This is a genomic window from Pontibacter silvestris, assembly GCF_020907275.1.
In the GTDB taxonomy this organism is placed as follows: domain Bacteria; phylum Bacteroidota; class Bacteroidia; order Cytophagales; family Hymenobacteraceae; genus Pontibacter; species Pontibacter silvestris.
Window position 1 is genome coordinate 45,261 of the sequence record NZ_JAJJWI010000010.1, and the last position, 21,797, is coordinate 67,057.

Annotated in this window: 23 protein-coding genes; 15 read left to right on the plus strand and 8 right to left on the minus strand. The window is 41.8% G+C overall.

Features of this window, described 5'->3' with window-relative positions:
* The first annotated feature begins 17 nt into the window (after positions 1–17).
* Together LN995_RS10810 and LN995_RS10815 are read left to right on the plus strand one after the other, a co-directional pair.
* Positions 18–227: a heavy-metal-associated domain-containing protein gene (locus LN995_RS10810; RefSeq protein WP_229961079.1), complete on the plus strand. Its 210-nt coding sequence runs from the start codon at positions 18–20 to the stop codon at positions 225–227.
* 282 nt (positions 228–509) lie between these two features.
* Positions 510–737, plus strand: coding sequence for a hypothetical protein (locus LN995_RS10815; RefSeq protein ID WP_229961080.1), 228 nt, complete (start codon positions 510–512; stop codon positions 735–737).
* A gap of 72 nt (positions 738–809) precedes the next feature.
* Here LN995_RS10815 and LN995_RS10820 read toward each other — a convergent pair whose 3' ends face one another.
* Positions 810–1,826 carry an SDR family oxidoreductase gene (locus LN995_RS10820; protein WP_229961081.1) on the minus strand — a complete coding sequence of 339 codons (1,017 nt, stop codon included), beginning with the start codon at positions 1,824–1,826 and terminating at the stop codon, positions 810–812.
* A 195-nt stretch (positions 1,827–2,021) separates the two neighbouring features.
* Between LN995_RS10820 and LN995_RS10825 the strand changes: the two genes are divergently transcribed.
* A complete protein-coding gene (locus LN995_RS10825; RefSeq protein ID WP_229961082.1) occupies positions 2,022–2,501 on the plus strand; it encodes a vitamin K epoxide reductase family protein in 480 nt (159 codons plus the stop codon).
* A gap of 91 nt (positions 2,502–2,592) precedes the next feature.
* Here the strand turns inward: LN995_RS10825 and LN995_RS10830 are convergent, their stop codons facing one another.
* Positions 2,593–3,240 carry a hypothetical protein gene (locus LN995_RS10830; RefSeq protein WP_229961083.1) on the minus strand — a complete coding sequence of 216 codons (648 nt, stop codon included), beginning with the start codon at positions 3,238–3,240 and terminating at the stop codon, positions 2,593–2,595.
* A gap of 225 nt (positions 3,241–3,465) precedes the next feature.
* Between LN995_RS10830 and LN995_RS10835 the strand changes: the two genes are divergently transcribed.
* The 7 genes from LN995_RS10835 to LN995_RS10865 all read left to right on the plus strand — a co-directional run bounded on the left by LN995_RS10835 (position 3,466) and on the right by LN995_RS10865 (position 9,808).
* The gene (locus LN995_RS10835) at positions 3,466–5,040 is read left to right on the plus strand and encodes a vitamin K epoxide reductase family protein (RefSeq protein WP_229961084.1); all 1,575 of its coding nucleotides are present in this window, start codon (positions 3,466–3,468) and stop codon (positions 5,038–5,040) included.
* Positions 5,041–5,059: 19 nt separating this feature from the next.
* Positions 5,060–6,388 (plus strand): amylo-alpha-1,6-glucosidase, encoded by a 1,329-nt coding sequence (locus LN995_RS10840; RefSeq protein WP_229961085.1) that lies wholly within the window; start codon positions 5,060–5,062, stop codon positions 6,386–6,388.
* A 113-nt stretch (positions 6,389–6,501) separates the two neighbouring features.
* The gene (locus LN995_RS10845) at positions 6,502–6,813 is read left to right on the plus strand and encodes a four-helix bundle copper-binding protein (protein ID WP_229961086.1); all 312 of its coding nucleotides are present in this window, start codon (positions 6,502–6,504) and stop codon (positions 6,811–6,813) included.
* 275 nt (positions 6,814–7,088) lie between these two features.
* On the plus strand, positions 7,089–7,847 hold the full coding sequence (gene modA, locus LN995_RS10850) for a molybdate ABC transporter substrate-binding protein (RefSeq protein ID WP_229961087.1): 759 nt from the start codon (positions 7,089–7,091) through the stop codon (positions 7,845–7,847).
* Between the two features lie 19 nt (positions 7,848–7,866).
* Complete coding sequence (locus tag LN995_RS10855) at positions 7,867–8,268, plus strand: TOBE domain-containing protein (RefSeq protein ID WP_229961088.1); 402 nt, start codon at positions 7,867–7,869, stop codon at positions 8,266–8,268.
* Positions 8,268–8,939: a molybdate ABC transporter permease subunit gene (gene modB, locus LN995_RS10860; RefSeq protein WP_229961089.1), complete on the plus strand. Its 672-nt coding sequence runs from the start codon at positions 8,268–8,270 to the stop codon at positions 8,937–8,939. The genes LN995_RS10855 and modB overlap by 1 nt, the downstream gene beginning before the upstream one ends.
* Positions 8,936–9,808 (plus strand): ABC transporter ATP-binding protein, encoded by an 873-nt coding sequence (locus tag LN995_RS10865; protein WP_229961090.1) that lies wholly within the window; start codon positions 8,936–8,938, stop codon positions 9,806–9,808. The genes modB and LN995_RS10865 overlap by 4 nt, the downstream gene beginning before the upstream one ends.
* Before the next feature lie 26 nt (positions 9,809–9,834).
* Here LN995_RS10865 and LN995_RS10870 read toward each other — a convergent pair whose 3' ends face one another.
* The 3 genes from LN995_RS10870 to LN995_RS10880 form a co-directional block, all read right to left on the minus strand.
* The gene (locus LN995_RS10870; RefSeq protein ID WP_229961091.1) at positions 9,835–11,022 is read right to left on the minus strand and encodes an AI-2E family transporter; all 1,188 of its coding nucleotides are present in this window, start codon (positions 11,020–11,022) and stop codon (positions 9,835–9,837) included.
* Between the two features lie 109 nt (positions 11,023–11,131).
* Positions 11,132–11,674, minus strand: coding sequence for a hypothetical protein (locus LN995_RS10875; protein ID WP_229961092.1), 543 nt, complete (start codon positions 11,672–11,674; stop codon positions 11,132–11,134).
* A 189-nt stretch (positions 11,675–11,863) separates the two neighbouring features.
* Positions 11,864–12,628, minus strand: coding sequence for an oxygenase MpaB family protein (locus tag LN995_RS10880; protein ID WP_229961093.1), 765 nt, complete (start codon positions 12,626–12,628; stop codon positions 11,864–11,866).
* Between the two features lie 185 nt (positions 12,629–12,813).
* Between LN995_RS10880 and LN995_RS10885 the strand changes: the two genes are divergently transcribed.
* Complete coding sequence (locus tag LN995_RS10885) at positions 12,814–13,752, plus strand: NADP-dependent oxidoreductase (RefSeq protein WP_229961094.1); 939 nt, start codon at positions 12,814–12,816, stop codon at positions 13,750–13,752.
* Between the two features lie 443 nt (positions 13,753–14,195).
* On the plus strand, positions 14,196–14,393 hold the full coding sequence (locus tag LN995_RS10890) for a hypothetical protein (protein ID WP_229961095.1): 198 nt from the start codon (positions 14,196–14,198) through the stop codon (positions 14,391–14,393).
* 251 nt (positions 14,394–14,644) lie between these two features.
* Here LN995_RS10890 and accC read toward each other — a convergent pair whose 3' ends face one another.
* The 3 genes from accC to efp all read right to left on the minus strand — a co-directional run bounded on the left by accC (position 14,645) and on the right by efp (position 17,163).
* The gene (gene accC / locus LN995_RS10895; protein ID WP_229961096.1) at positions 14,645–15,988 is read right to left on the minus strand and encodes an acetyl-CoA carboxylase biotin carboxylase subunit; all 1,344 of its coding nucleotides are present in this window, start codon (positions 15,986–15,988) and stop codon (positions 14,645–14,647) included.
* A gap of 122 nt (positions 15,989–16,110) precedes the next feature.
* Positions 16,111–16,596 (minus strand): acetyl-CoA carboxylase biotin carboxyl carrier protein, encoded by a 486-nt coding sequence (accB, locus tag LN995_RS10900; RefSeq protein ID WP_229961097.1) that lies wholly within the window; start codon positions 16,594–16,596, stop codon positions 16,111–16,113.
* Between the two features lie 3 nt (positions 16,597–16,599).
* A complete protein-coding gene (gene efp / locus LN995_RS10905; RefSeq protein ID WP_229961098.1) occupies positions 16,600–17,163 on the minus strand; it encodes an elongation factor P in 564 nt (187 codons plus the stop codon).
* Positions 17,164–17,657: 494 nt separating this feature from the next.
* On the opposite strand from efp, the gene LN995_RS10910 reads away from it, so the two are divergent.
* From LN995_RS10910 to LN995_RS10920, 3 genes are all read left to right on the plus strand, one after another.
* Positions 17,658–18,014, plus strand: a complete 357-nt coding sequence (locus LN995_RS10910) for a hypothetical protein (protein ID WP_229961099.1) — start codon at positions 17,658–17,660, stop codon at positions 18,012–18,014.
* A 112-nt stretch (positions 18,015–18,126) separates the two neighbouring features.
* Positions 18,127–20,418: a TonB-dependent receptor gene (locus LN995_RS10915; RefSeq protein ID WP_229961100.1), complete on the plus strand. Its 2,292-nt coding sequence runs from the start codon at positions 18,127–18,129 to the stop codon at positions 20,416–20,418.
* 69 nt (positions 20,419–20,487) lie between these two features.
* Positions 20,488–21,720, plus strand: a complete 1,233-nt coding sequence (locus tag LN995_RS10920; protein WP_229961101.1) for an exo-alpha-sialidase — start codon at positions 20,488–20,490, stop codon at positions 21,718–21,720.
* Positions 21,721–21,797 lie beyond the last annotated feature (77 nt).

Genomic DNA, 21,797 nt, shown 5'->3' on the forward strand with positions numbered 1-21,797 from the left:
TATTATAAATTAAAGAGATGAAAAAGTTAGAATTTAAAACCAATATCAATTGCGGAGGCTGTGTAGCACAAGTAACTCCGGTTCTTAACTCGAAAGAAGGAATTACTGATTGGAATGTAGATACAGCGAACAAAAACAAAGTACTGACTGTAAGCACAGATTCTCTTTCTGCTCAGGAAGTAATTGACACAGTAGAAAAAGCTGGCTTTAAAGCGCAGGAGCTTTAGTCAGTAGATAAGTGAGTAATATAAAAGAAGCCTGGTAAGCTGCTAATGCTTATCGGGCTTCTTTTATATCTATAGGAAATGAGTCAGTAATTATCGTAAAACAAAGTAAGAACATAATTGTTTTGGCACTTATTCTTTTCGAACATATACATCAATCAAAACTAGTTCCTGATTATTACATGTACAGCTTATTAACCCTAAGCTGCCTGAAATTAACGTTTTAACTTAGCTATCGTTAAAAAGATTGTTTTATGAAATATTGGTTTAAAAGACACTAAACATATGGAAGAGGCAGGAGAAGTATTTCTTGGGTTAGGTATTGTAGGTTTGATAATTGGCCTTATTGGATTGCTCTTGTATATCTGGAGCATTATATGGGCTTATAATGATGCCCAAAAAAGAAGGCGACCTGGCATACTGGTAGCCATTATGGTTGCTTTTCTTGCCTGGCCAATAGGGTTAGTTTTGTGGTTAATAATAAGGCCTGATTATTATAACCCAGCACCGTAATAAAAAAAGCCTCATTTAGAGCTGGAGATCAGCTAGCTTAAATGAGGCTTTAAAATTTTGGTTAGACCTAATCTATTTTTTTAGCAGGCTACCAAGCAAAAAAGCTCCGCCTACAGCTAATGCACCTGTCAGTACTTTGTCGCGGTGAAGGCTTAACCAGGTTTGCGGGCTGGAATAGGTTGCTTGGCTGTCGAATCTACCATGAGCACCATGGTCACCAGGAAGAGGTTCATAAAGGTTGTTTCTGCGGCTAGGATCTTCCGGCTCGTCTGTTTGCTGCCCTTTATAACCATTTTTAGAAAGAACAAAGTCTGCAAACCACGGAGCTATTTTATTACCTATGATAGCCTCTAGAGTTGAGAAGCCAACTCTGTACTCCCGTCTATTATGATGTGCGGCATATACAATAACTTCGGCAGCAACCTCAGGTTGGTAAATAGTGCCCATAGGTCGCGGCTTGTTAGGCAATCGTGATTTTACAAAGCCAAACTGTGTGGTGTTCATGGCAGGTAGCTGTACCATTGTCACTTTAACATTACTTTTATCATGGAGAAGCTCAGTACGCAACGAGTCGTAAAAGCCCTGTACAGCATGTTTAGAAGCGCAGTAGGCAGACTGCAAAGGAATGCCTCTATAGGCGAGGGCAGAGCCAACCAGAACAATTGAACCCTTATCACGGGGCTGCATACGCTTCAGAGCTGCTAAGGTGCCATAAACCTGGCCTAAATAAGTAACTTCTGTTACACGCTTATAATCATCGGGTTCCATTTCTTTAACAGGGCTAAAAACACTGTTCATCGCATTGTTTACCCAAACGTCTATCTCCCCGAGCTGCTCTTCAATCTGAGAGGCGGCATCGTCAACAGCCTGGCCATCTGCTACATCTACCGAAAAGTATATTGCTTTACGGCCCATGTTCTCTATCTCTTTTTGGGCACCTTGCAGGCCATCTTTCCCTCTTGCCAGCAGTGCCACGTCGTATCCGTCTTTGGCAAATGCACGGGCTATAGCACGGCCCAGGCCAGCCGAAGCTCCGGTTACAACAGCTATACCCTTTCGCTCTTTATGCTGCTTGTTATCTTTATCCATGATCTTAAATAATTGGTTATCAGTTTATGTATACAGCTGTAGTTACGCCGGCTGTTTATAATGAGTTTTCATAAGCGCGATAGAGCAAGGTTATTCTTGATTATCATCAAAGTGTTCGTGCTTGATAAAACTGTAACTGTTGCTGCTTAACTCAGCTACACAGATAAGCGTAAACTCTTACTAAATCAAAAGAATATGAAAAACACGACTTCCGTTATAGATCAAATCAGGCAAGATTCAAGTGAAGCTACGCAGTATCGCAGGCAGTTAGCAGCGCTCGCTGCAATAGGTATAGTAGATTTTAGCTTAATCTCACTTTTTCAGATGGGGTACATTAAAAAACTGCCCGACCTTCCTGGGAAAGTTTTTGATACAGAGAAAGTAAACTCAGCTAAAGATGCCGTTATTCTAGGTTTACCTGATGGCGTTATTAGCTTGGGGGCTTATGCTGCCACTATGTTTTTGGCTATGGCAGGCACAAGGTTCAGGAAACAGTCCAGGTTAATAGATGTGGCACTTGGCAGTGTGGTATTGGGCCAGGCAATTGGTGGAGCGCAGTATATGGTAAACATGGCTACTGTGCAGAAGAAGGTGTGTATTTATTGCGTAGCTGGTGCTGCAATTAATTTTGCATCACTTAAGCCCCTTGTCAAGCTTTTTAAAAGGAGAGATTAAAACCTCATGCTGATAAATAAAGCCAAAGAAGTTATACATTTAGATAATAACCTCTTTGGCTTTTGTATTTTATAAGTAAAATGATCTTTAACTAAGAACGTTCACTATCTGATTCAGCCTCAGTAAGGTGAACAAAGTAACGAGTCAGGTTACCCCATTGCAGGTCCTGAAACCCTGCCCATCCACCTTCAGATATCATGGTGTTCAAAGCTGCGCGGTCACCAGCTTCTTCGCCCTGGTTATTGATGCCTTCATTTTTGCCAATTTCAGAACCAATAAGTTTTGTGCCTTTTCGCTCCACCCTAAAAGTGCTGCTTGCCTCTTTGATGAAGAAATGTTTGATTTCGCCTTTTTCCCCTTCTTTGTTTGAGACTGGCTCTTCACTTGGGTGCACAACAAATTCCGCCATATTCTCTATTTCTCTGATGTCTGTTATTCTAACCCAGTTTTCGATAGGGGAGGCCGGTAAAATAATTTTAAAATAGTATCCCTCTTCCGGCTTCTGAGCTGTTGTTCTCTGGCCTTGCTGGTCGTAGAGTTGAAATGTGGACGTAATACCTTCCAGGTCAGACCAAAGGTTTACATCAAACAACTTTTGCTTAGCCCTTTCAAACTCCCGAATGGCAGTGGCTTCATCCGGAAAAGTGTTCTCGTTAGTGAAGAGCTTATCTTTGGTGTCCTCTCCCTGCACCACTTTTATCTCTTTCTTAACCTTGTTGATTATATCTTTTAAAGCCATCGCTTCGTCCTCCTTAAAATACAAACTTTATAAGTTGCTATCGTATCATTTACTGTACAAAGCGTACATAATTCTAATTGATTACGATTGACTTAACCCTGTAGTTGATCGTTAGGCCACATTAAATTTTTTTAATCTTAAAGGTTGGAAACATATCTTCCGTTATAGGATGTCGTATAGCAGAAGCAGAGAAAATCTATGTATGTACTTATAAAGCAACACACAATGGATCATAAGAACGAACATAATAAAGGTGGCATGGGAATGAGGGGCGTAAGCCGTCCGATGGCTGAGAAGGAGATGCGGGATCATAACAAGAAAATGCATGAAGACGAGCAGCAGGATAAACAGCATCAACAGCATGATCATAAACATGAGAAGGGTAGTGGCATGATGATGTCAGAGGACATGCGTAAGCAGATGCTGCACATGCACCACATGCAGACGCTGTGGGTGTACTGGATGATTGTGCTGCTGGGAGCTTGGATGCTCATGTCGCCGCTGACGTTCAGCTACGGTATAGGTATTGTAGAGCCTTCTGGTGGAAGAGAAGTATGGCTCTCGCTGGACCAGCGCATCTCAGCCATGAAGTGGAGCGACATTATCAGTGGAGTGTTGCTTATCTTTTTCGGGTGGCGCGGCCTTACGCCTAATCGGCCCATTAGCCTCTGGGTTTGTTGTTTTATAGGTGTATGGCTTACGTTTGCACCTTTAGTACTGTGGTCTCCATCGGCAGCTGCTTATCTGAACGATACTTTAATAGGGGCGTTGATTATTGCGCTTACCATTCTTATTCCGGGTATGCCTAACATGATTATGTACATGAAAATGGGGCCTTCAACACCACCCGGCTGGAGCTATAACCCCTCCAGTTGGCCGCAACGATGGATTATGATTGTTACCGGCTTCGTAGGGTGGATTGTATCGCGTTACCTGGCGGCTTTTCAATTAGGTTATATCGATACAGTCTGGGACCCTTTCTTTGGAGGGCAAAGTGAGCAGGTACTTAACTCCAGTATGTCGCACTCATTACCTGTATCAGACGCCGGACTTGGAGCAATGGCTTATACTTTTGAGTTTTTGATGGGTTGGATGGGAGCCCCTACGCGGTGGCGTACAATGCCCTGGATGGTAGCTTTTTTCGGTATTATTGTGATTCCGCTGGGCCTGGTGCATATCTTCTTGGTAATTAGTCAGCCAGTGGTGGTAGGTGCCTGGTGTACGTTCTGTATACTGGCTGCAGCTATAATGTTGCCTATGATTCCGTTGGAGGTAGACGAGGTGATAGCAATGGGGCAGTTCATGAAAAAGAAAGTGAAGCAGGGCGAGAGCTTCTGGGAAGTATTTTGGAAGGGTGGCTCTATAGAGAGTGATGCAAAAGACGAAGCACCTGAACTGATGAAGTTCCCGCAGAAGCCAGCCAAAGTTTTTTTTGCCTCCATCTGGGGCATGAGTTTTCCGTGGACCTTAACAGTGGCAATGCTTTTGGGGATAGCCTTAGTGTTTGCTCCTGGTCTTTTGGGTGTGCAAATACAGGAAACAGCAGCAGATATTTTCCACCTTTCCGGATCGCTGATTGTAGTGGTGTCAGTAATTAGTATGGGAGAACCATTACGGATAGGGCGTTACCTGAATATTCTGCCTGGCTTAGCTGTGGCCGTAGCTCCATGGTTTCTGAATAATAGCCCAGCATCACTAAGTATTACAGGATTAGTATTAGGCCTGGCAGTGGCAGCCCTGTCCTTACCACTTGGAACCAAAACACAACGTTATGCGGGCTGGGATGACTATATAAAATAAGGGAAAGGAACAGGAAGGAATGCCACAACAAGAAGAAATTAAGCATGATACGGATTATAACGATGAACAGGTATTGTCTGACCATGAGATAAAGCAGCGTGTACGCAAGCTGCTGCACGACAATATGATTGAAGGGGAGAAGGGAGGCTATAACTTTCACTATACTAAGCCTTCGCCGGAAACATATCCGTTTCAGTTTTTCTGGGATACCTGCTTCCATGTGTTCACACTAACAGCACTGGGAGAGCATGACATGGCTAAGAAGCATATCCGGTCACTGTTTAAGCTGCAGAAGGAAGATGGTTTTGTCGGAAACATCCTTTACTGGGACCGTACGTTACCGGGCCGTATTACAGATTTGTTTCAGCTTAAGCCTAAGGCATGGCTACATCTTTTTAAACCACATATGTCAGCCTTAGTGCAGCCTCCTCTGGTAGCACAGGCTGTAGAGCGCATTTACAAATATTCACAAGACACAGGCTTTCTGTATGAAATGTTGCCAAAGTTAAAATGCTACTATGGCTGGCTTATCCATAACCGGGACTTTGAGCAGGAGGGGCTGTTGTCTATTATCACACCCTTTGAGTCTGGCATGGACTGGAAAGCTTCTTACGATCCTGTATTGAATTTTAAAGGAAAGGCCGGCCCCCGGCTTTTTCTGAAGGTAATGCTCATAGATGCCTACAACTTCTTTAAGGGCTACGACCTGCGGGAGCTCTACAGGAAAGACAGGTTCATTGTGAAAGATGCCGCTTTCAATACGCTGTTTGTACAAAACCTGGAGGCACTTGCAAACCTCTGCGCGGTGGTGGGAGATAAGGATGAGGAAATATTTAGGAAGAAGGCAGAGCAGTGTACCAGTAGCATGCTTAAGTATATGTATGATGAAGAAGATCATGCTTTCTACGACTTGTGGGGAAAAGGCAAACAGAAGCTGCGGGTAAAAACAGCTTCCATTTTCTTTCCGATAGTACTTCGGAATATACCTGACGAAGTGTGTAATGACGTACTGGAACATCATCTGTTGAGCAAAGATGGCTTTAATGTACCCTTTCCTTTGCCTTCTCTTTCAACCAATGATGCTGCTTTTAACCCGGAAGAGTCACTTTATATTTGGCGTGGCCCTACCTGGGTTGTATTTAATTGGTTTATGCAGCAGTTTTTACTGGAGAAAGGACAGATGCAGGAGGCACAGAAGCTGTTACATAGTGTAAAAAAGCTTATCACCAGGAGCGGCTTTAGAGAATACTATAATCCTTTTACAGGGGAGGGCTATGGTGCTCGTGATTTTACCTGGTCAGGTCTGGTGCTGGACATGATACACAGGCAACACGAAGCAGAAGGGTAGGAGCTTGCTTATGCCCTGATAGGTGAAATTATGTAATTATCTTCTAAAATTATATAAAACCAGTTAGTGTGGTTCGGGTATAACTATAGCATACAAACTAATAAATTAAAACTATGAACAAGAATTTGATTAACACATTGGCTGAATGTGCTGCAGCCTGTAACAACTGTGCTGTTTCATGCCTCCAGGAAGATAATATTAAAATGATGGTAGACTGTATCAGGTTAGACCTTGACTGTGCTGCCATTTGTAAAGCTGCTTTAGACTATGTTTCCCGTGACTCTCGTTACGCAGGAGATATACTACAGCAATGTGCGAAAATATGCAGAGACTGTGGCGAGGAGTGCAACAAGCATGAAACTGAACATTGTAAAGCATGTGCTGAAGCTTGTTTTAAATGTGCCGAGGCCTGCGAACAGCAGTAATATAGACTGATAAAAATACCTAAAAGGAGACTGCTTATGCTAAACATAAGCAGCCTCCTTTTTTATATATAAGCAGGCTCTGCTTGAAGCAGAACGTCATCTATTTATCAGCAAGTAATGTTCTGGTAAGATATTAAACTGTATTCATAAGAAACGTTAGGTTGGTCTGCAGCTAAAACAAAAGCCTTTCCTTATTTTTGCTCATCGCTTTGTCAGTCTCATTGTTTAAGAATGATAGGATTAAGCTATAAGCTATAGTCAACTGTGTATTAATTATGAGGAATGTGCTATACGCCTTCTTATTCTGGATATTGCTTTTTGCTACAGGGTGTAATTCACAAAAAGAAGAGAAATTAATGATAGCAACTGCTGCCAATGTACAGTTTGCTATGGAAGAACTGACAAAAACTTTTACAGAAGAAACAGGTATTCCTGCGGAGATTGTGTTAGGTTCTTCCGGTAAACTGACGGCTCAAATAAAGGAAGGAGCTCCTTTCGATGTGTTTGTGTCAGCTAACATGAAGTATCCGGAAGAGTTGCATCGCAGTGGACTTGCAACTGCCGCCCCCAAAGTGTATGCCAATGGAAAACTGATTCTCTGGATGCTGCAAGAGGAGGGGGAACCTGGTTTTGAAAAGCTCACCAATGCCGCGGTGATGCATATTGCCATTGCCAACCCTAAAAATGCACCATACGGCATAGCAGCTCAGGAAGCTTTACAATACCTTGGTTTCTATGAAGAGGTGAAGGATAAGCTGGTGTATGGCGAAAGTATATCACAGACCAACCAGTTTATACTTTCAGGAACGGCAGCTGCAGGCTTTACAGCAAAATCTGTAGTTTTATCTCCGGAGCTGAAAGGTAAAGGGAAATGGATAGAGGTACCCCAGGAAAGCTATGCACCTATTCAGCAGGGAGTGGTTATCTTAAAAAAAGAAGGAAAAAGCATGGCTGAAGCAGAAAAGTTTTATACCTTTTTGTTTTCAGATAAAGCCCGAAGCATTCTGCAAAGCTACGGGTACAGCATAAACTAAACAGGATGAACAGGTTTACATGAATAGCTTTACAGGAGAAATTACAGCCATTGAACAAGAAGAAAGCCTGTCCCTTATTAGTTTACGTGTAGGAGAAACGCCTTTTACTACCATTGTGATCGATACGCCTGACACTGCCCCATACCTGAGAGTTGGCAATACAGTACAGGTGCTTTTTAAAGAATCCGAAGTATTGATCGGGAAAGACATTAATAACAATAGCATATCGCTGCAAAACAAAATAGCCTGCACTATAAAAGCAATTGAACAGGGAAAGCTACTTAGTAAACTGGAACTGGAAAGCAACATAGGCCCTGTTGTGTCTATTATCACCACAAACGCGGTAGAGCAGTTGCAGCTAAAAGTAGCTAATGTCGTGATGGCCATGGTGAAAACAAACGAAATAATGCTGGCTGAATAATGAATTGGGCCCCGCTGATATTAACCTTTGAGCTGGCACTGGTCACCACCATTATTCTGTTGCTGATCTCTGTTCCGCTGGCATATTGGCTGGCATACAGCAAGCTTAAGATTAAGCCTTTTATCGAAGCTATTGTAAGTATGCCCCTGGTCCTGCCTCCTACAGTGCTGGGCTTTTACTTGCTGCTTGCTTTTAGTCCTTCTTACTTCCTGGGGGCTTTTCTGCAAAAGTGGTTACATGTAAAACTGGTCTTTTCTTTTGCGGGACTGGTGGTGGCATCTGTCATATACAGTCTTCCTTTTATGGTGCAACCTGTACAGGCAGGTTTACGCGCCTTACCCGATAGCCTGCGGGAGGCCTCTTATATCCTTGGCAAGAGCAAAGTTGAAACTCTTTTCAGGGTATTGCTTCCCAATATCAAAGGTTCTGTGCTTACAGGAGTTGTACTGGCTTTTGCGCATACCATTGGTGAGTTTGGTGTGGTATTGATGATCGGGGGGAGTATACCTGGCAGAACACGGGTCGCCTCTATTGCTATTTATGATGAAGTAGAATCTATGAACTACAGCCTTGCCAATACTTATTCTCTTATTCTGTTTGCTGTTACGTTCTGTATTCTGTTGTCGGTGTACTTAATTAATGGCGGTTATGTAAACAGGTTCTGGAAATGATTCGGATTAACTTAGAGAAGCAACTGCATTCATCTGGTGGAGAAATGCAGTTGCAGGTGGCTTTACAGATCAAGCAAGGAGAGTTTGTGACCATTTATGGTGAGTCCGGTGCCGGGAAAACATCTATTCTGCGTATGCTGGCAGGCTTGCTGCAACCGGAGCGTGGGCTGGTTGAAGTAAATGGGAAAAAGTGGCTTGATACAGCAAATGGTACTAACCTGAAACCGCAGCAGCGAAAGCTAGGGTATGTTTTTCAGGATTATGCTCTTTTCCCTAACATGACGGTGCGGGAGAACCTGCTTTTTGCTCTGGAAAAACATCAACCAAAAGATTCTGTAAATGAAGTTGTAGAGCTGATGGAGCTGAATGACATGCAGCATCGATACCCGGCTACGCTTTCCGGGGGGCAGCGACAGCGGGTGGCATTAGGAAGAGCGCTGGTTCAGAAACCGGAATTTCTGTTGCTAGATGAACCTCTTTCTGCTCTGGATGAGAGTATGCGGGCTAGGTTGCAGGACTATATTTTGAAGGTGCATCAAACCTTTAACCTGACTACTATACTGGTGAGCCACGATGTTTCGGAGATACTGCGGATGTCGGAAAGAATGTTTGTACTGAAAGAAGGAAAGATCGTACAGGTGGGGGCTCCTGATGCCATTTTCTCAGATGATAGCATTAGCGGGAAGTTTCGCTTAGTAGGCACCATCACTAAAATTCAGCAAAACGGAGTGGTGTACATTATAAGTGTACTGGCTGGGGTAAACCTGATAAAAGTAGTTGCGACTGCCGAAGAGGCTGCTACTATGGCTACTGGTGATAAAGTGATGGTCGTTTCTAAAGCATTCAACCCTCTGATCAAAAAGTTGTAAGCACTTTCTGTTTATTCAGGTCTTCATTAGCTTTTCTGCCTGGAGTTAAATTTGTTCATAGCCCAATGCTTTATCTTTTTAAAGAAGCTATCCTCGTTTTCATCATCATCTCCAATATCTTCATCACCAAAAAGATATCCTAAAGCGCTCAAAACTGGAATATTGTCGAAAACAGCCTTGACTATTCCTAAAGCCGGAATGGCAATAAGCATCCCGATTATGCCCCACAAGGCTCCTCCTAAGACAACCACAATAATAGTGAACACAGGATTTAAGTTTACCTTATTTCCAACTATATAAGGCTCCAGTATATAACTTTCCACAAATTGAGTAATGGCAAAAGTAGCAGTTACGCCTATAGCCCCTGCCAGGCCAGAGCCGGAAAAGAAAGCCATTCCAACTGCAAGAGAGTAACCAATAATGTTGCCGATATAAGGAATCAGCGTAAGTACAGAAGCAAGAATTGATATCAGCACTGCATTTTGTACGCCAGAAAGGAATAATCCTATAGAATATAGAACAGCAAGAATAATAATCAGAATCAGCCGGCCAAAAAGATAGTTTTGTGAAATGGTGGCCGACTTAGTTATGATTTCATGAACACTATCACTTTTCTCTTCAGGAGCCATTTTAATAATGGACTTTCTGAATTTGCGCCTGTAGAGCAGAAAGAAGAAAATATAGACGAAGGTGAGCAGAAATGTTCCTAAAAAGCTGACCAGGGAAGCTACATAACCACCTGCTGAGGAAAGCATAGAGCTACCCTGTTGCTGAGACTGAACACCGGCTTGTCCTTGATTATTTGACCCGGAAGCTCCTCCTGGAATTTTATTTGAAAGCATCTGCTGCTGTTCCTGGGCTGTAATACCAGTCTGTTCTTCTACAAACTGTTGCAGGTTACTTATTTTGGGCTCAATTCTATCTTTTATCTTGGGCCAGTCCTGCACAAAACTTTTGACCTGTAAGCTTATTATACCTGCAAACAACACGAAAAACAGTAGAATAACAACATCAGCTAGCAAAGATGCCCATCCCCGTTTTATGCCTTTACTTTCGAACCATCGGGCCACGGGCAGAACAACCATTGCCAGTAAGCCTGCCACTGAAAGAGGAGCTAGAAATGACTTGGCTTGTACAAGCCCCCAAAAGAAGAAGCTTAAACTAACTAGTATTAAAGCAAAATAGGTTAGAATTTCTTTCGCTCTGTTTTTCATAGAGGGGCTTTGTAAAGCATTTTAATCAAGAAATAAAATTGATTATTTAGAAAATAACAATTTCTTCAAATGAGCTTCTTACGGTGGTATTTCTTCTAAGTAATAAGAGTTAGTTTAGGTGCTGGATGAGTTCTTTCTTACTCATTTTGGAGCGCCCAGTTACGTGCTGCTTTTTAGCTTTCTCGTAAAGGTCTTTTTTTGTGAGATCAGACAAGTCCTGCTTATTGCTTGTAGCGCTGCTTTTGTTGTCTTGATACTGCTTTTCGCTTCCTTTATCACCGGAGCCTTTTACATGATATTCTACCTTGTCTTTCTTTACTTTATCATCAGTGACAATAACTTTTTTACGGTCTTTGCCACTAGTTGGCAAACCCTGTGGTAAGACAAACTCTTTGTATTTTGTTTTGGTATCTTTTAAGAAGAGATGGGGCATGTCCTGAAATTCAGGGTCATCGTTGAAATCTGCTAAATAATACTGCCCTTTGTCTACAGTTTTACTTTTTTTATGATCTGAATCGGACTTAACTAAAATATGACCCTGGCTGGTTTTAACCACGGCATACCATTCTTTTTTATCCAATGTCAGAATTTCATGTCCTTGAGTGGTCATGAAAAGCTCATAACTCCCCTCTTTCTTTAATTTCCCGTGCATGATATGTGGCTTTAAGTTACCTGTCTTGACTATAAGTACGATGCACTACAGGTGAGGTTAGGTAAATAAGTTAGGTGCCAAACTCAACTTAAGTCGCTGTTAAAACAAAACATGCTCTATAAGAGCATATCGTGCAGGTTAATAAATTGTTCTAAAGAACAGATGAGTCTTTTAAAGCAAACTACCTGATCAGGTTGGTATACTGTCTAAAGCTTTTATCTCTTTTTTATAGGCAGGAGGTAAAATTATGGACTTTAATAACCATTCCGCTTTTAGCTTTTTACTTAATTTATACAAGCCAAGTACAGGAGTCAGCAAAGAAAATGTCCTTAAGTCTAGCATTTGGCTTACTATCTGAGGCACTACAAGTATTTGACCCTCTAGTAACAGCCTGAATCGTACTGTACCGAGGTGTTTCTTATACTGCTTATAAAGGTCCACTGTGTAAGTGCTTTGCTGCAGGTTCTGTTCCAGGTGCTTTTTGCGACTAACAAGCCATTCCTGAAAACTTTGTGGCAGGTCTTTTAAGCCCATGCGGCTACCTACTCTGTAAAATACCTGGAATACCTCTGCCTTTTCTGCTTCAGAAAGCTTACTTTCCAGTAGTTCATAAGACCGGATGGAATAATCGATTAACATAAATAGCACATCACGATAAGCCCAGTCTGGTATGGCTTTTCCTCTTTTGACTTCTACACCGGCATGTATAGCAGCCATTTTGTCTATGGCATTATGTGCGGCATCCAATTCAGAAAAAACAATCTGGCGGGCATAAGCTACAGTAGAAAATAACCTGCCAAGCGGGTCAGCAGGAAGCCTGCCTGTAAAGTAAAGCCAATCGACAGCCTTGTTTAAAGCAAACTCAGCAGAGGCACCAGCAAAAATGAAGAGAATTGTATCTCCTTTTCCCCATATTTCTCTGACAACAGAGCCTTTCTCTACAAAATATTTCATAATTAATAATAAAACAAAAGAAGAAAACTATAGTTCCGGTAGGGTTTGCTATGTGTAAAGCTGTTTCTGTTGCTCTAAAGTCTTAATACGGTGAAAAGTTTTACAAAACTAATCCTGCTTTCTTATGGTAAAAGATGCCTGTTACTTAACAATAAACAAAATTAGCACACACTATGGCAAAACAAATGAAAGCAGCAACATATGAGGAGTTTGGCGGAACAGATAAAATACAGATACAGACAATAGATGTACCTGAACTGAAAGAAGGAGAGGTACTGGTTCGTATAAAAGCGGCAGGTGTGAATCCTGTTGACAATGCTGTTAGAGAAGGGTATCTAAAAGACTTTTTACCTTATTCTTTTCCTATTATTCCGGGTTGGGATGTGGCAGGTGTGGTGGAAGATAGGGGGTATAGTGCCAGAAGGTTTAATGTAGGGGATGAAGTATATGCCTATGCCCGCAGAGCTGTTGTACAACATGGTACCTTTGCCGAATATGTGGTTATACCGGAGAGTTATATCTCTTTAAGACCTCAAAATATTTCATGGGAGGAGGCAGCTGGTATTCCTCTGGTTGGCCTTACTGCTTACCAGTCTTTGTTCGATGCCGGAAACCTACAGCAAAACCAGACGGTGCTTATATTGGGTGCGTCCGGTGGAGTAGGCAGTTTAGCTATTCAGCTGGCAAAAGAAAAGGGCGCGCAGGTGATAGGGGTAGCTAGTGAGAAGAACTATGCCTTTATGAAAGAGTTGGGTGCTGATTATACAGTTGACTATAAAGATACCAATATTGGTGATGCCGTTAAAGCTATCTTACCTGATGGTGTAGATCTGGTTTTTGACTGTGCCAGCGGTGAAACCTTAAAGCAAAGCCTATCAGCACTAAAGTCTTCGGGCAAACTGGTGTCTATACTAAATCATGGGCAGGAGTTAGATAAAGGAATCGATTTTCAGTATGTATTTGTAGAGCCTAATACAACTGAGCTGGATCATTTAAGAAAGTTGGCAGATGGAGGTAAGCTGATAGTACATGTAAGTAATACTTATTCTTTGGAAGATACTGCTGAGGCGCTTAAACAGATACAAACAGCACATACCACAGGTAAGATTGTGATAGTACCTTAGAACAAGCCAACACTGTAATAAAAATTTTGAACTGGAACTGGAATGCTATGTTAACTAATTTCCTTTGTACAGTTTATCGAAAAGAACCGCGTAATACCGTTTTTTGATCTTTTTTAGGAAAAATATATTATTTGTTTCATTAGGAGGTATAAGCAATGCTTTGATACAACTGTAATATATTTAACCTACGGTTGCAGCAATAGCATTGTTGAGAGCAAAAACAATGCTATTATACCCAGTATTATAGCCCATAACATTATTAATGTTTTCGGAGGACTATTTTACTGTTTCTTAACAGCTCGATAGAAAGAATTAAATTTACAATAAAACCTATAGTGCATCAAAGACATACCATAGCTCAACCATTATCTAGAAAATATTGATTTGATTTTTGAAGAAGGATTACATTTCGTATTTTAAGGGAGATCTATCAATATAAAGCTATGGCGTTAAGAATTAGAAGTTTATGGGGCTTCATTAATGAAGCATTGACCATCCTAAATATTATGCTACTTGCAGTTCTTACTGGGAATATAGGCAGGCGAGATTTTAAAGAAGTTCGAGAGAAAAAGATTCCAGCCATAGTAAACATCCTCTTATCATTACTCCTTAGCTTGGGACTGTTTGCTGCCATCTATTAATAAGGAACTTCACAGTAGCTACCTGAAGCTTAGCTATCGCTGTGCTATATGAGACATTGCTGTAGTTCGAAAGGTATTAGTTGTTCTGTAGCTAAGTAGTTTTAAAAGAATATCAAGTGTTCCATATCCTTTGATATATCATGGAAAAGCTGGTAAAGTTCTTTGTTTTATTAGGGAGGCGTAATCTTTTAATCAAAAGCAAAAGGCCCGCAATATATGCGAGCCTTTTGCTTTTGATGTGTTTGGAATAACTACAAATCACTGAAGTCAAAGTTATCCAGGTAAGCAGTTGTAAAGTTACCTTCTTTGAAGCCTTTGTCATCCATCAGCTTCAGGTGGAAAGGAACAGTTGTTTTGATTCCCTCTATCACGAACTCACTTAAAGCCCGCTTCATTTTAACTAATGCTTCCTCCCGAGTTTGCGCAGTTACAATAAGCTTCGCAATCATAGAGTCGTAGTTTGGCGGAATAGCATAGCCCGAATAAACATGTGAGTCAACCCGTACGCCGTGGCCACCTGGTACATGCAGGTTTGTGATTTTACCTGGCGATGGACGGAAACCGTTTTTAGGATCTTCCGCATTTATACGGCACTCAATTGCGTGCATTTTAGGGTAATAGTTCCTACCACTGATTTCATGTCCTGCTGCAACCTTAATCTGCTCTTTAATAAGGTCATAATCAACTACTTCTTCTGTAATAGGGTGCTCTACCTGAATACGGGTATTCATCTCCATAAAGTAGAAGTCACGGTTCTTATCTACCAGGAACTCAATAGTACCTACGCCTTCGTAGTTAATAGCCTGCGCCCCTGCTATGGCAGCCTGCCCCATTTTATCACGGAGTTCATCTGTAATGAAAGGAGACGGGGTTTCTTCCACCAGTTTCTGATGACGGCGCTGAATAGAGCAGTCTCGTTCAGAAAGGTGCGCTACATGACCGTGCTGGTCACCTATTAACTGAATTTCGATATGGCGTGGTTCTTCTACAAACTTCTCCAGGTAAATACCATCGTTACCGAAAGCTGCTTTTGCTTCAGTGCGGGCGTCGTTCCAGGCTTTTTCAAACTCTGAATCGTTTCTTACGATACGCATACCACGGCCACCACCACCGGCAGTCGCTTTTAGTATAACAGGGTATTTCACTTTATTAGCCAGCTTAACACCTTCTTCCATCGTATCTAACAATCCGTCAGAGCCCGGTATGGTTGGTACACCAGCCTTCTTCATGGTTGCCTTCGCCGATGCTTTGTCGCCCATGGCGTTAATCATTTCAGGAGAGGCACCAATAAATTTAATGTTGTTTTCAGCGCAGATGCGGGAGAATTCTGCATTCTCTGAAAGAAAGCCGTAACCCGGGTGAATAGCATCGGCATTTGTAATTTCAGCAGCTGCTATAATATTCGGGATGTTGAGATAAGATAGTGAACTTGAGGCAGGGCCAATACATACAGCCTCATCAGCAAAGCGCACATGCAAGCTCTCTTTGTCTGCCGTTGAGTATACCGCTACAGTTTTTATACCCATTTCCTTGCAAGTGCGGATAATGCGCAATGCGATCTCGCCACGGTTGGCGATTAATATTTTCTTAAACATAATTTCTGATTTGTAGATCTGTAGATTTGGAAATGTAGAGATACACAGTGAAATGACATAAAAATGGAGACGATCAAAGTACCATCTCCATTTTCAATTCTTCACATTTTCAAATCAATAAATTAGCTTGGGTCTACCAGGAACAGCGGCTGGTCGTACTCAACCGGAGAGGCATTATCTACCAGTACTTTTACAACTTTACCCGATACTTCAGACTCTATCTCGTTGAACAGCTTCATGGCTTCAATAATACAGATCACCTGGCCTTGCTTTATTTCATCACCTACATTAACAAAAACAGGTGTGTCAGGGCCAGATGCGCGGTAGAATGTACCAATCATAGGAGCTTTAATAGTAACGTAGTTGCTTTCTTCAGAAGCAGCAGGTGCTGTTGGCGCTGCCGGAGCTGCTGCCGGTGCAGCCTGAGGGGCTGGGGCAACAGAGGATGGCGCAGAAGCTGCAGGAGCTGCTGGTCCACTAACATATTTTACTTTTTGGTCTGGTTCGCGTTTAACCGAGATCTTAAATTCTTCTGTTTCGATGTTAACTTTGTTCAGCCCTGATTTGGCGATGAAGTCGATGAGTTCCTGGATTTCTTTAGCTTTCATGTGTTATTTTACTCTTTCTGCGTAAGAATAAGTACGTGTGTCTACTTTTATTTTTTCGTCTTGTCCAATGAAAAGTGGTACCTGGATAGTAGCACCCGTCTCAACAATGGCTGGTTTAGAAGCATTAGTTGCTGTATCGCCTTTAATGCCTGGCTCTGTATATGTGATTGTTAATTCTACGAAAGGAGGAATCTCACATGTTAGAGGAGTTTCTGTCTCTGCATGGAACAGGATTGTTACTTCCTGTCCTTCTTTCATCAGGTCAGCGAAAGGAACCATTTTATCCTCCAGGGCAATCTGCTCAAAAGTATTCATATCCATAAAGTTATAGCCCAGGTCGTCTTTATAGATGTACTGGTGCGGACGCTGCTCTACACGGGCTGTCGTAATTTTATGGCCTGCAGAAAAAGTGTTATCTATTACTTTTCCTGTTTTGATGTTTTTCAATTTTGTACGGACGAAAGCAGGTCCCTTACCTGGCTTTACGTGCTGAAATTCTGTAACAACATATAAGTCGTTGTTGAACTCCATACATACTCCGTTTTTAATATCAGCTGTGGTTGCCATACAAACTATTTATAGCTTATTAGTAATATAATAAATGATAAAATCATACCTGTTTATTTACTCTTGCAAAGCAAAGTTAGTTAATCTGCTGAAATTGTCGCTACAATAGCATGAGATTAACCTTTTATCTCCTCTGTCTTATATAAAAGGTATAGCCTTTTTGAACATTTCTTATAGGTTTATTACTTCTTACTGAATCAGTTTAAAGTATCAACTTCAAACAAATATTTTTAATGGAACGGAAACAGAATGTTGTATTTCTAATGGCTGCTCTATAGAATAAAGAGTTATGGCAGGATTAAATATACACATAAAATTGGTTTTATTATACTTTATGGTGCTAATCCTTTTTAAACTTTATCATAGTAACAGCTTCTCAATATCAGAAGCTTTATAGATTTTGGTAACTAATCTGCTTAAAAGCTTTTAAGATAAGAGGCAGGCTGCTACTTTTGCTACACATTATTATATTCTTGAAAAGAGCCGCTACCATATTGCTTCTGTTCGTAATGCTGCTACAGGTGTTCAGCAAAGTGATGATTGTGGTAGACTATCAGGCAAACAGAAACTATATTATTGAATTTTTCTGCATTAACAAAAACAAACCTGAGCTGCACTGTAACGGTAAATGCTACTTAGCTAAAAAGCTAAAGAAAGCGGAGCAGGCAGAGAATAAAGCAGCAGACAGTAACCAGAAACAAAAGTTTGAGATAAACCTTTATTGCCAAGCTTTATTTCTGCTCCCATCAGTGTTGCCTGCTGTCCCGGATTCCTCTTTCCCCCCTTATCCTTTCAGCCATTCCAGTCAGGAAATGGTTTCTATTTTTCATCCACCTCAGTTTACTGTTTAATTCAAGACTTCAATGTTCCGTTTGTAAGCGGATTAAAAATGCTGCTGCACATGCTGGTTAGTTAGCCTGCTGCTTGTGCCTGTATGTTCTTTATTAAACTGTAAATCCAATAATGCAAAAAATATTTTTTAGCATCGTGTTCTTCATGGTGCTGCATCACTGTGCCTGTGCTCAAATGGCAAGCAAAGGTACAGTTGTCGATGCTTTAACAAAGGAAGCACTGGCAGGCGTAAGTATACGGCTGGCGCATGCTCCGGAGCAGGGAACGCTTACTGCTTCAGATGGTAGCTTCTCCTTAACCTCGCAAACCGATTCAGACTCTGTTGTTGTCTCTTATATAGGTTATAAGTCTCTTAAGATGCCTGTAACTCCTGGTGTTCTGCTTGTTCAGTTACAGCCTGCAGTTAACCAATTGAACCAGGTAATTGTGTCTGCCAGCCGGGAAGCACAAGTACGGACAGAAGCTCCCGTAGCTATTAGCGCTATCTCTAAACAGGTTATAAATGATACAAAAGCGGTTTCTCTTGATCAATTGTTGAATAAGGTAAGTGGCGTGTATATGGTTAATCTTGGGAATGAGCAGCACACAATGGCTATTCGGCAGCCCATAGGTTATAACAGTCTCTTTTTATACCTAGAAGATGGAATCCCGATCAGAACGACAGGTGACTTTAACCACAATGCGTTGATTGAGATAAACATGGCTGCCTTAAAAACCATAGAAGTAATAAGAGGCCCTTCTTCTTCTTTATATGGAAGTGAAGCCATTGGAGGAGCCATTAACTTTATTACACAGGCTTCATCACAGGTTCCTGTAGCCAGGCTACAGGCAGAAATGAGCAATCAGGGGTACAAGCGCACTGATTTTAGCTACTCTGATACCTATGGCAAGCTTGGGGTTTATGTAGGAGGATACTATGCTGCCCAGCGTGATGGTTACATCAGCCACAGCGATTTTGATAAACTGGCCTTAACACTTAGAGCTGATTATCGCTTCAGTGAAAACAGTAAACTAGTTACTTCTGCTACACTCGTAGATTATCAAACAGAACAGACAGGCGGTATAGACAGTACTCACTTTTTCAATAAGGAATATTCCAGCCTGCATACCTTTACTTACCGAAAAGTAAAAGCTTTGCGCTTACGCACTACTTTAGAACACCAATGGAATGCTGCCAACAGCACGCAGACTACGCTGTTCCTGCGGAATAATGCCATTGCCCAGAATCCTTTTTATGCGATAAAAAGTGTTGCTGGAAATCCATTAAAAGCAAGAGGAGAGATAAATGAAGATGCTTTTAGAAGTTATGGTCTGATAAGCCAGCATAGAAAAGCTTTTTCATTTCTGGAAGCACAGCTAATAGGAGGGATAAGCTTGGATTATAGCCCCGCTACGTATAATGCCCGTTTCATAGATGTAGACCGAAACACCTCAGGTTTATATACAAGCTATACTGAAACAGATTCCCTGCTGACAAGCTATTCTGTTGATTTGCTTAACACTGCTGCTTACACACAATTTGAAATTAACCCAACGGAAAGATTAAAAGTGGTAGCAGCGCTCCGCTACGACAGGTTAGACTATAACTTCAATAATAAACTCGCTCCCAGTGCTTTTACAGGTGCCCCTGACGAGAAGAACAACTTCGAGAACCTTACGCCAAAGGTAGGCCTTACCTATGACTTTGGCAGAAACAAGGGAACCTATGTGAACTATAGCGTTGGTTTTGCTCCCCCTCAAATCTCTGATCTTTACCGAGGTGTGAAGGTGCCGGTGCTGAAGCCCTCCAATTACACCAACTACGAAGCAGGCGGATGGCTCAGCTTTGCCCAAAGCCGGGGCTATCTGGATGTAAGTGTGTATCAGTTAGAGGGGAGAAATGAAATTATTTCTGTACGGTTGCCAGACGGCTCTTATCAAAACCAGAACGCAGGCAGAACAAATCACAGAGGTATTGAATACACCTTTAAATACGTGCCTGCTGAAACTATTGCGTTGCGCATTAGCGGAACCAATGTCCGCCATTGGTTTAAGGATTATGAGTTGGAAGGTGCTGACTACGCCGGCAACGAAATGGCAACAGCACCTCGTTTTATGGGGAATGCCGAAATTACCTATAAACCTCTTTTTGCTAAAGGATTGCGCTTAAGTCTGGAATGGCAGCATATCGGCAGATATTACATGGATGCAGCTAACACAGAATATTATAATGGCTACGACTTACTTAATGCCCGCGCTGGTTATACCCTTCATGGAGTTGAACTGTGGGTGAATGCTACTAACGTAACTAATCAGCTTTATGCCACCACTGTTGACAAATACTCCTATGGCAAGAGTTATCGACAGGGTAATCCGCGCATCTTTAATGTCGGAGTAGGCTACACCTTTACCGGAAAGAAATAACCTATTTATCTTTTTATGGAATTGAAACACACTTTTTTCTCTCTTAACAAGAGTTCTTATAGCTTTAATATGCAAAAAATATCCGCAATACTTGTTTTTTTTCTTTTTGTGTTGACAGTAGGTTGCCAGACAAAGCCAGCAAAGCAGGAGCCTGTTGCTACAAAAATTTCTAACCCTGTTCAAAGTGGTATTTGCCCTTACCTAACGCATGATAAGGAGGGAAACATTGTGCTTTGTTGGGTGCAGGCACAGGATTCCACTGACTCGTACCTGCTGACTTATGCAGTCTCTAAAGATGGAGGTGAAACTTTTAAAGCCCCCAAAGCTATTCCGACAACCAAAGGTATTTATCCGCATGAGGAAAACCTTTCTAAAATCATTTTCAAAGACAATGGAGACATGATGGCTATGTTCGCTGTAAGTAACCCTAACCCGGAAAATAGTTATGCAGGTTTGGTCTTTTATACACAATCTTTTGATGGAGGCCAGAGTTGGTCTGAACCAAAGCAATTGGCTGAGAATGCAGAAAACAGCATAGATGAGCGTTATTTTGACATGACGCTGCTGCCAAATGGTGAAATAGCCGCTATCTGGCTGGATTCCAGGAAGGAAACAGACAAAGAGGGTTCTTCTTTATATTATGCAAGCACCAGGGGCAGAGAGGGCTTTGTTAACGAAAAAGTAATTGATCAGCAACTTTGCCAATGCTGCCGCACAGCTTTATATGTGGACGAGGCTGGTAAGCTACATGCTGCTTATAGGGGCATCTTAAATGACAGCATTCGGGATATGATGCACTTGGTATCGTCAGACAATGGGCAAAGCTTTTCTAAGCCAGAGCGCATTAGTGCCGACAACTGGGCTATTGACGGTTGCCCGCACACAGGGCCTACCATGACATCAAACAGCATGGGAATGCACTTTGCCTGGTATACTATGGGAGGTGGAAGTGGTGTTTTTTACAGTCATCTGGAAAACGGAAAAAGCTTTTCCCCCAGAGAAACTGTAAGCAACCTTCCATCCGCCAAGCACCCTCAGATTGCCAGTTACGGGAATGGGGATTTAGCTATTGTATGGGATGAGCGGGTGCAGCGAGGGAGCTCTTACTATAACTGGATCGGCCTGCAACTAAGGAATAAAGAAGGAAAGCAAGTACGTAGTAGCCATCTTACACCAGATTCTCTTATCGCTACTCATCCGGTTATAATGCCTGTGGATGCAGGTAATTTGATTATAGCTTATACAATTAAAGAAAAAGATAAAAGCGGAGTCTGGTACCAGCGGATTTCTTTACAGGAATAAGTGTTCTAAGGGTACCGAAGCACAGAGGTTTTTAAACTTTATAGCCGCTTTATAGTGTGGCTTCATGAATTCATTTG

Excerpts from the sequence above, each read along its gene's own strand:
- modA (WP_229961087.1), top strand. The coding sequence starts at position 7,089 with ATGAGGAATGTGCTATACGCCTTCTTATTCTGGATATTGCTTTTTGCT.
- LN995_RS10825 (WP_229961082.1), top strand. The coding sequence starts at position 2,022 with ATGAAAAACACGACTTCCGTTATAGATCAAATCAGGCAAGATTCAAGT.
- LN995_RS10830 (WP_229961083.1), bottom strand. The coding sequence starts at position 3,240 with ATGGCTTTAAAAGATATAATCAACAAGGTTAAGAAAGAGATAAAAGTG.
- LN995_RS10915 (WP_229961100.1), top strand. The coding sequence starts at position 18,127 with ATGCAAAAAATATTTTTTAGCATCGTGTTCTTCATGGTGCTGCATCAC.
- LN995_RS10880 (WP_229961093.1), bottom strand. The coding sequence starts at position 12,628 with ATGAAATATTTTGTAGAGAAAGGCTCTGTTGTCAGAGAAATATGGGGA.
- LN995_RS10885 (WP_229961094.1), top strand. The coding sequence starts at position 12,814 with ATGAAAGCAGCAACATATGAGGAGTTTGGCGGAACAGATAAAATACAG.
- efp (WP_229961098.1), bottom strand. The coding sequence starts at position 17,163 with ATGGCAACCACAGCTGATATTAAAAACGGAGTATGTATGGAGTTCAAC.
- LN995_RS10840 (WP_229961085.1), top strand. The coding sequence starts at position 5,060 with ATGCCACAACAAGAAGAAATTAAGCATGATACGGATTATAACGATGAA.
- modB (WP_229961089.1), top strand. The coding sequence starts at position 8,268 with ATGAATTGGGCCCCGCTGATATTAACCTTTGAGCTGGCACTGGTCACC.
- LN995_RS10865 (WP_229961090.1), top strand. The coding sequence starts at position 8,936 with ATGATTCGGATTAACTTAGAGAAGCAACTGCATTCATCTGGTGGAGAA.
- LN995_RS10920 (WP_229961101.1), top strand. The coding sequence starts at position 20,488 with ATGCAAAAAATATCCGCAATACTTGTTTTTTTTCTTTTTGTGTTGACA.
- LN995_RS10810 (WP_229961079.1), top strand. The coding sequence starts at position 18 with ATGAAAAAGTTAGAATTTAAAACCAATATCAATTGCGGAGGCTGTGTA.
- LN995_RS10875 (WP_229961092.1), bottom strand. The coding sequence starts at position 11,674 with ATGCACGGGAAATTAAAGAAAGAGGGGAGTTATGAGCTTTTCATGACC.
- LN995_RS10870 (WP_229961091.1), bottom strand. The coding sequence starts at position 11,022 with ATGAAAAACAGAGCGAAAGAAATTCTAACCTATTTTGCTTTAATACTA.
- LN995_RS10845 (WP_229961086.1), top strand. The coding sequence starts at position 6,502 with ATGAACAAGAATTTGATTAACACATTGGCTGAATGTGCTGCAGCCTGT.
- accC (WP_229961096.1), bottom strand. The coding sequence starts at position 15,988 with ATGTTTAAGAAAATATTAATCGCCAACCGTGGCGAGATCGCATTGCGC.
- LN995_RS10890 (WP_229961095.1), top strand. The coding sequence starts at position 14,196 with ATGGCGTTAAGAATTAGAAGTTTATGGGGCTTCATTAATGAAGCATTG.
- LN995_RS10815 (WP_229961080.1), top strand. The coding sequence starts at position 510 with ATGGAAGAGGCAGGAGAAGTATTTCTTGGGTTAGGTATTGTAGGTTTG.
- accB (WP_229961097.1), bottom strand. The coding sequence starts at position 16,596 with ATGAAAGCTAAAGAAATCCAGGAACTCATCGACTTCATCGCCAAATCA.
- LN995_RS10820 (WP_229961081.1), bottom strand. The coding sequence starts at position 1,826 with ATGGATAAAGATAACAAGCAGCATAAAGAGCGAAAGGGTATAGCTGTT.
- LN995_RS10855 (WP_229961088.1), top strand. The coding sequence starts at position 7,867 with ATGAATAGCTTTACAGGAGAAATTACAGCCATTGAACAAGAAGAAAGC.
- LN995_RS10835 (WP_229961084.1), top strand. The coding sequence starts at position 3,466 with ATGGATCATAAGAACGAACATAATAAAGGTGGCATGGGAATGAGGGGC.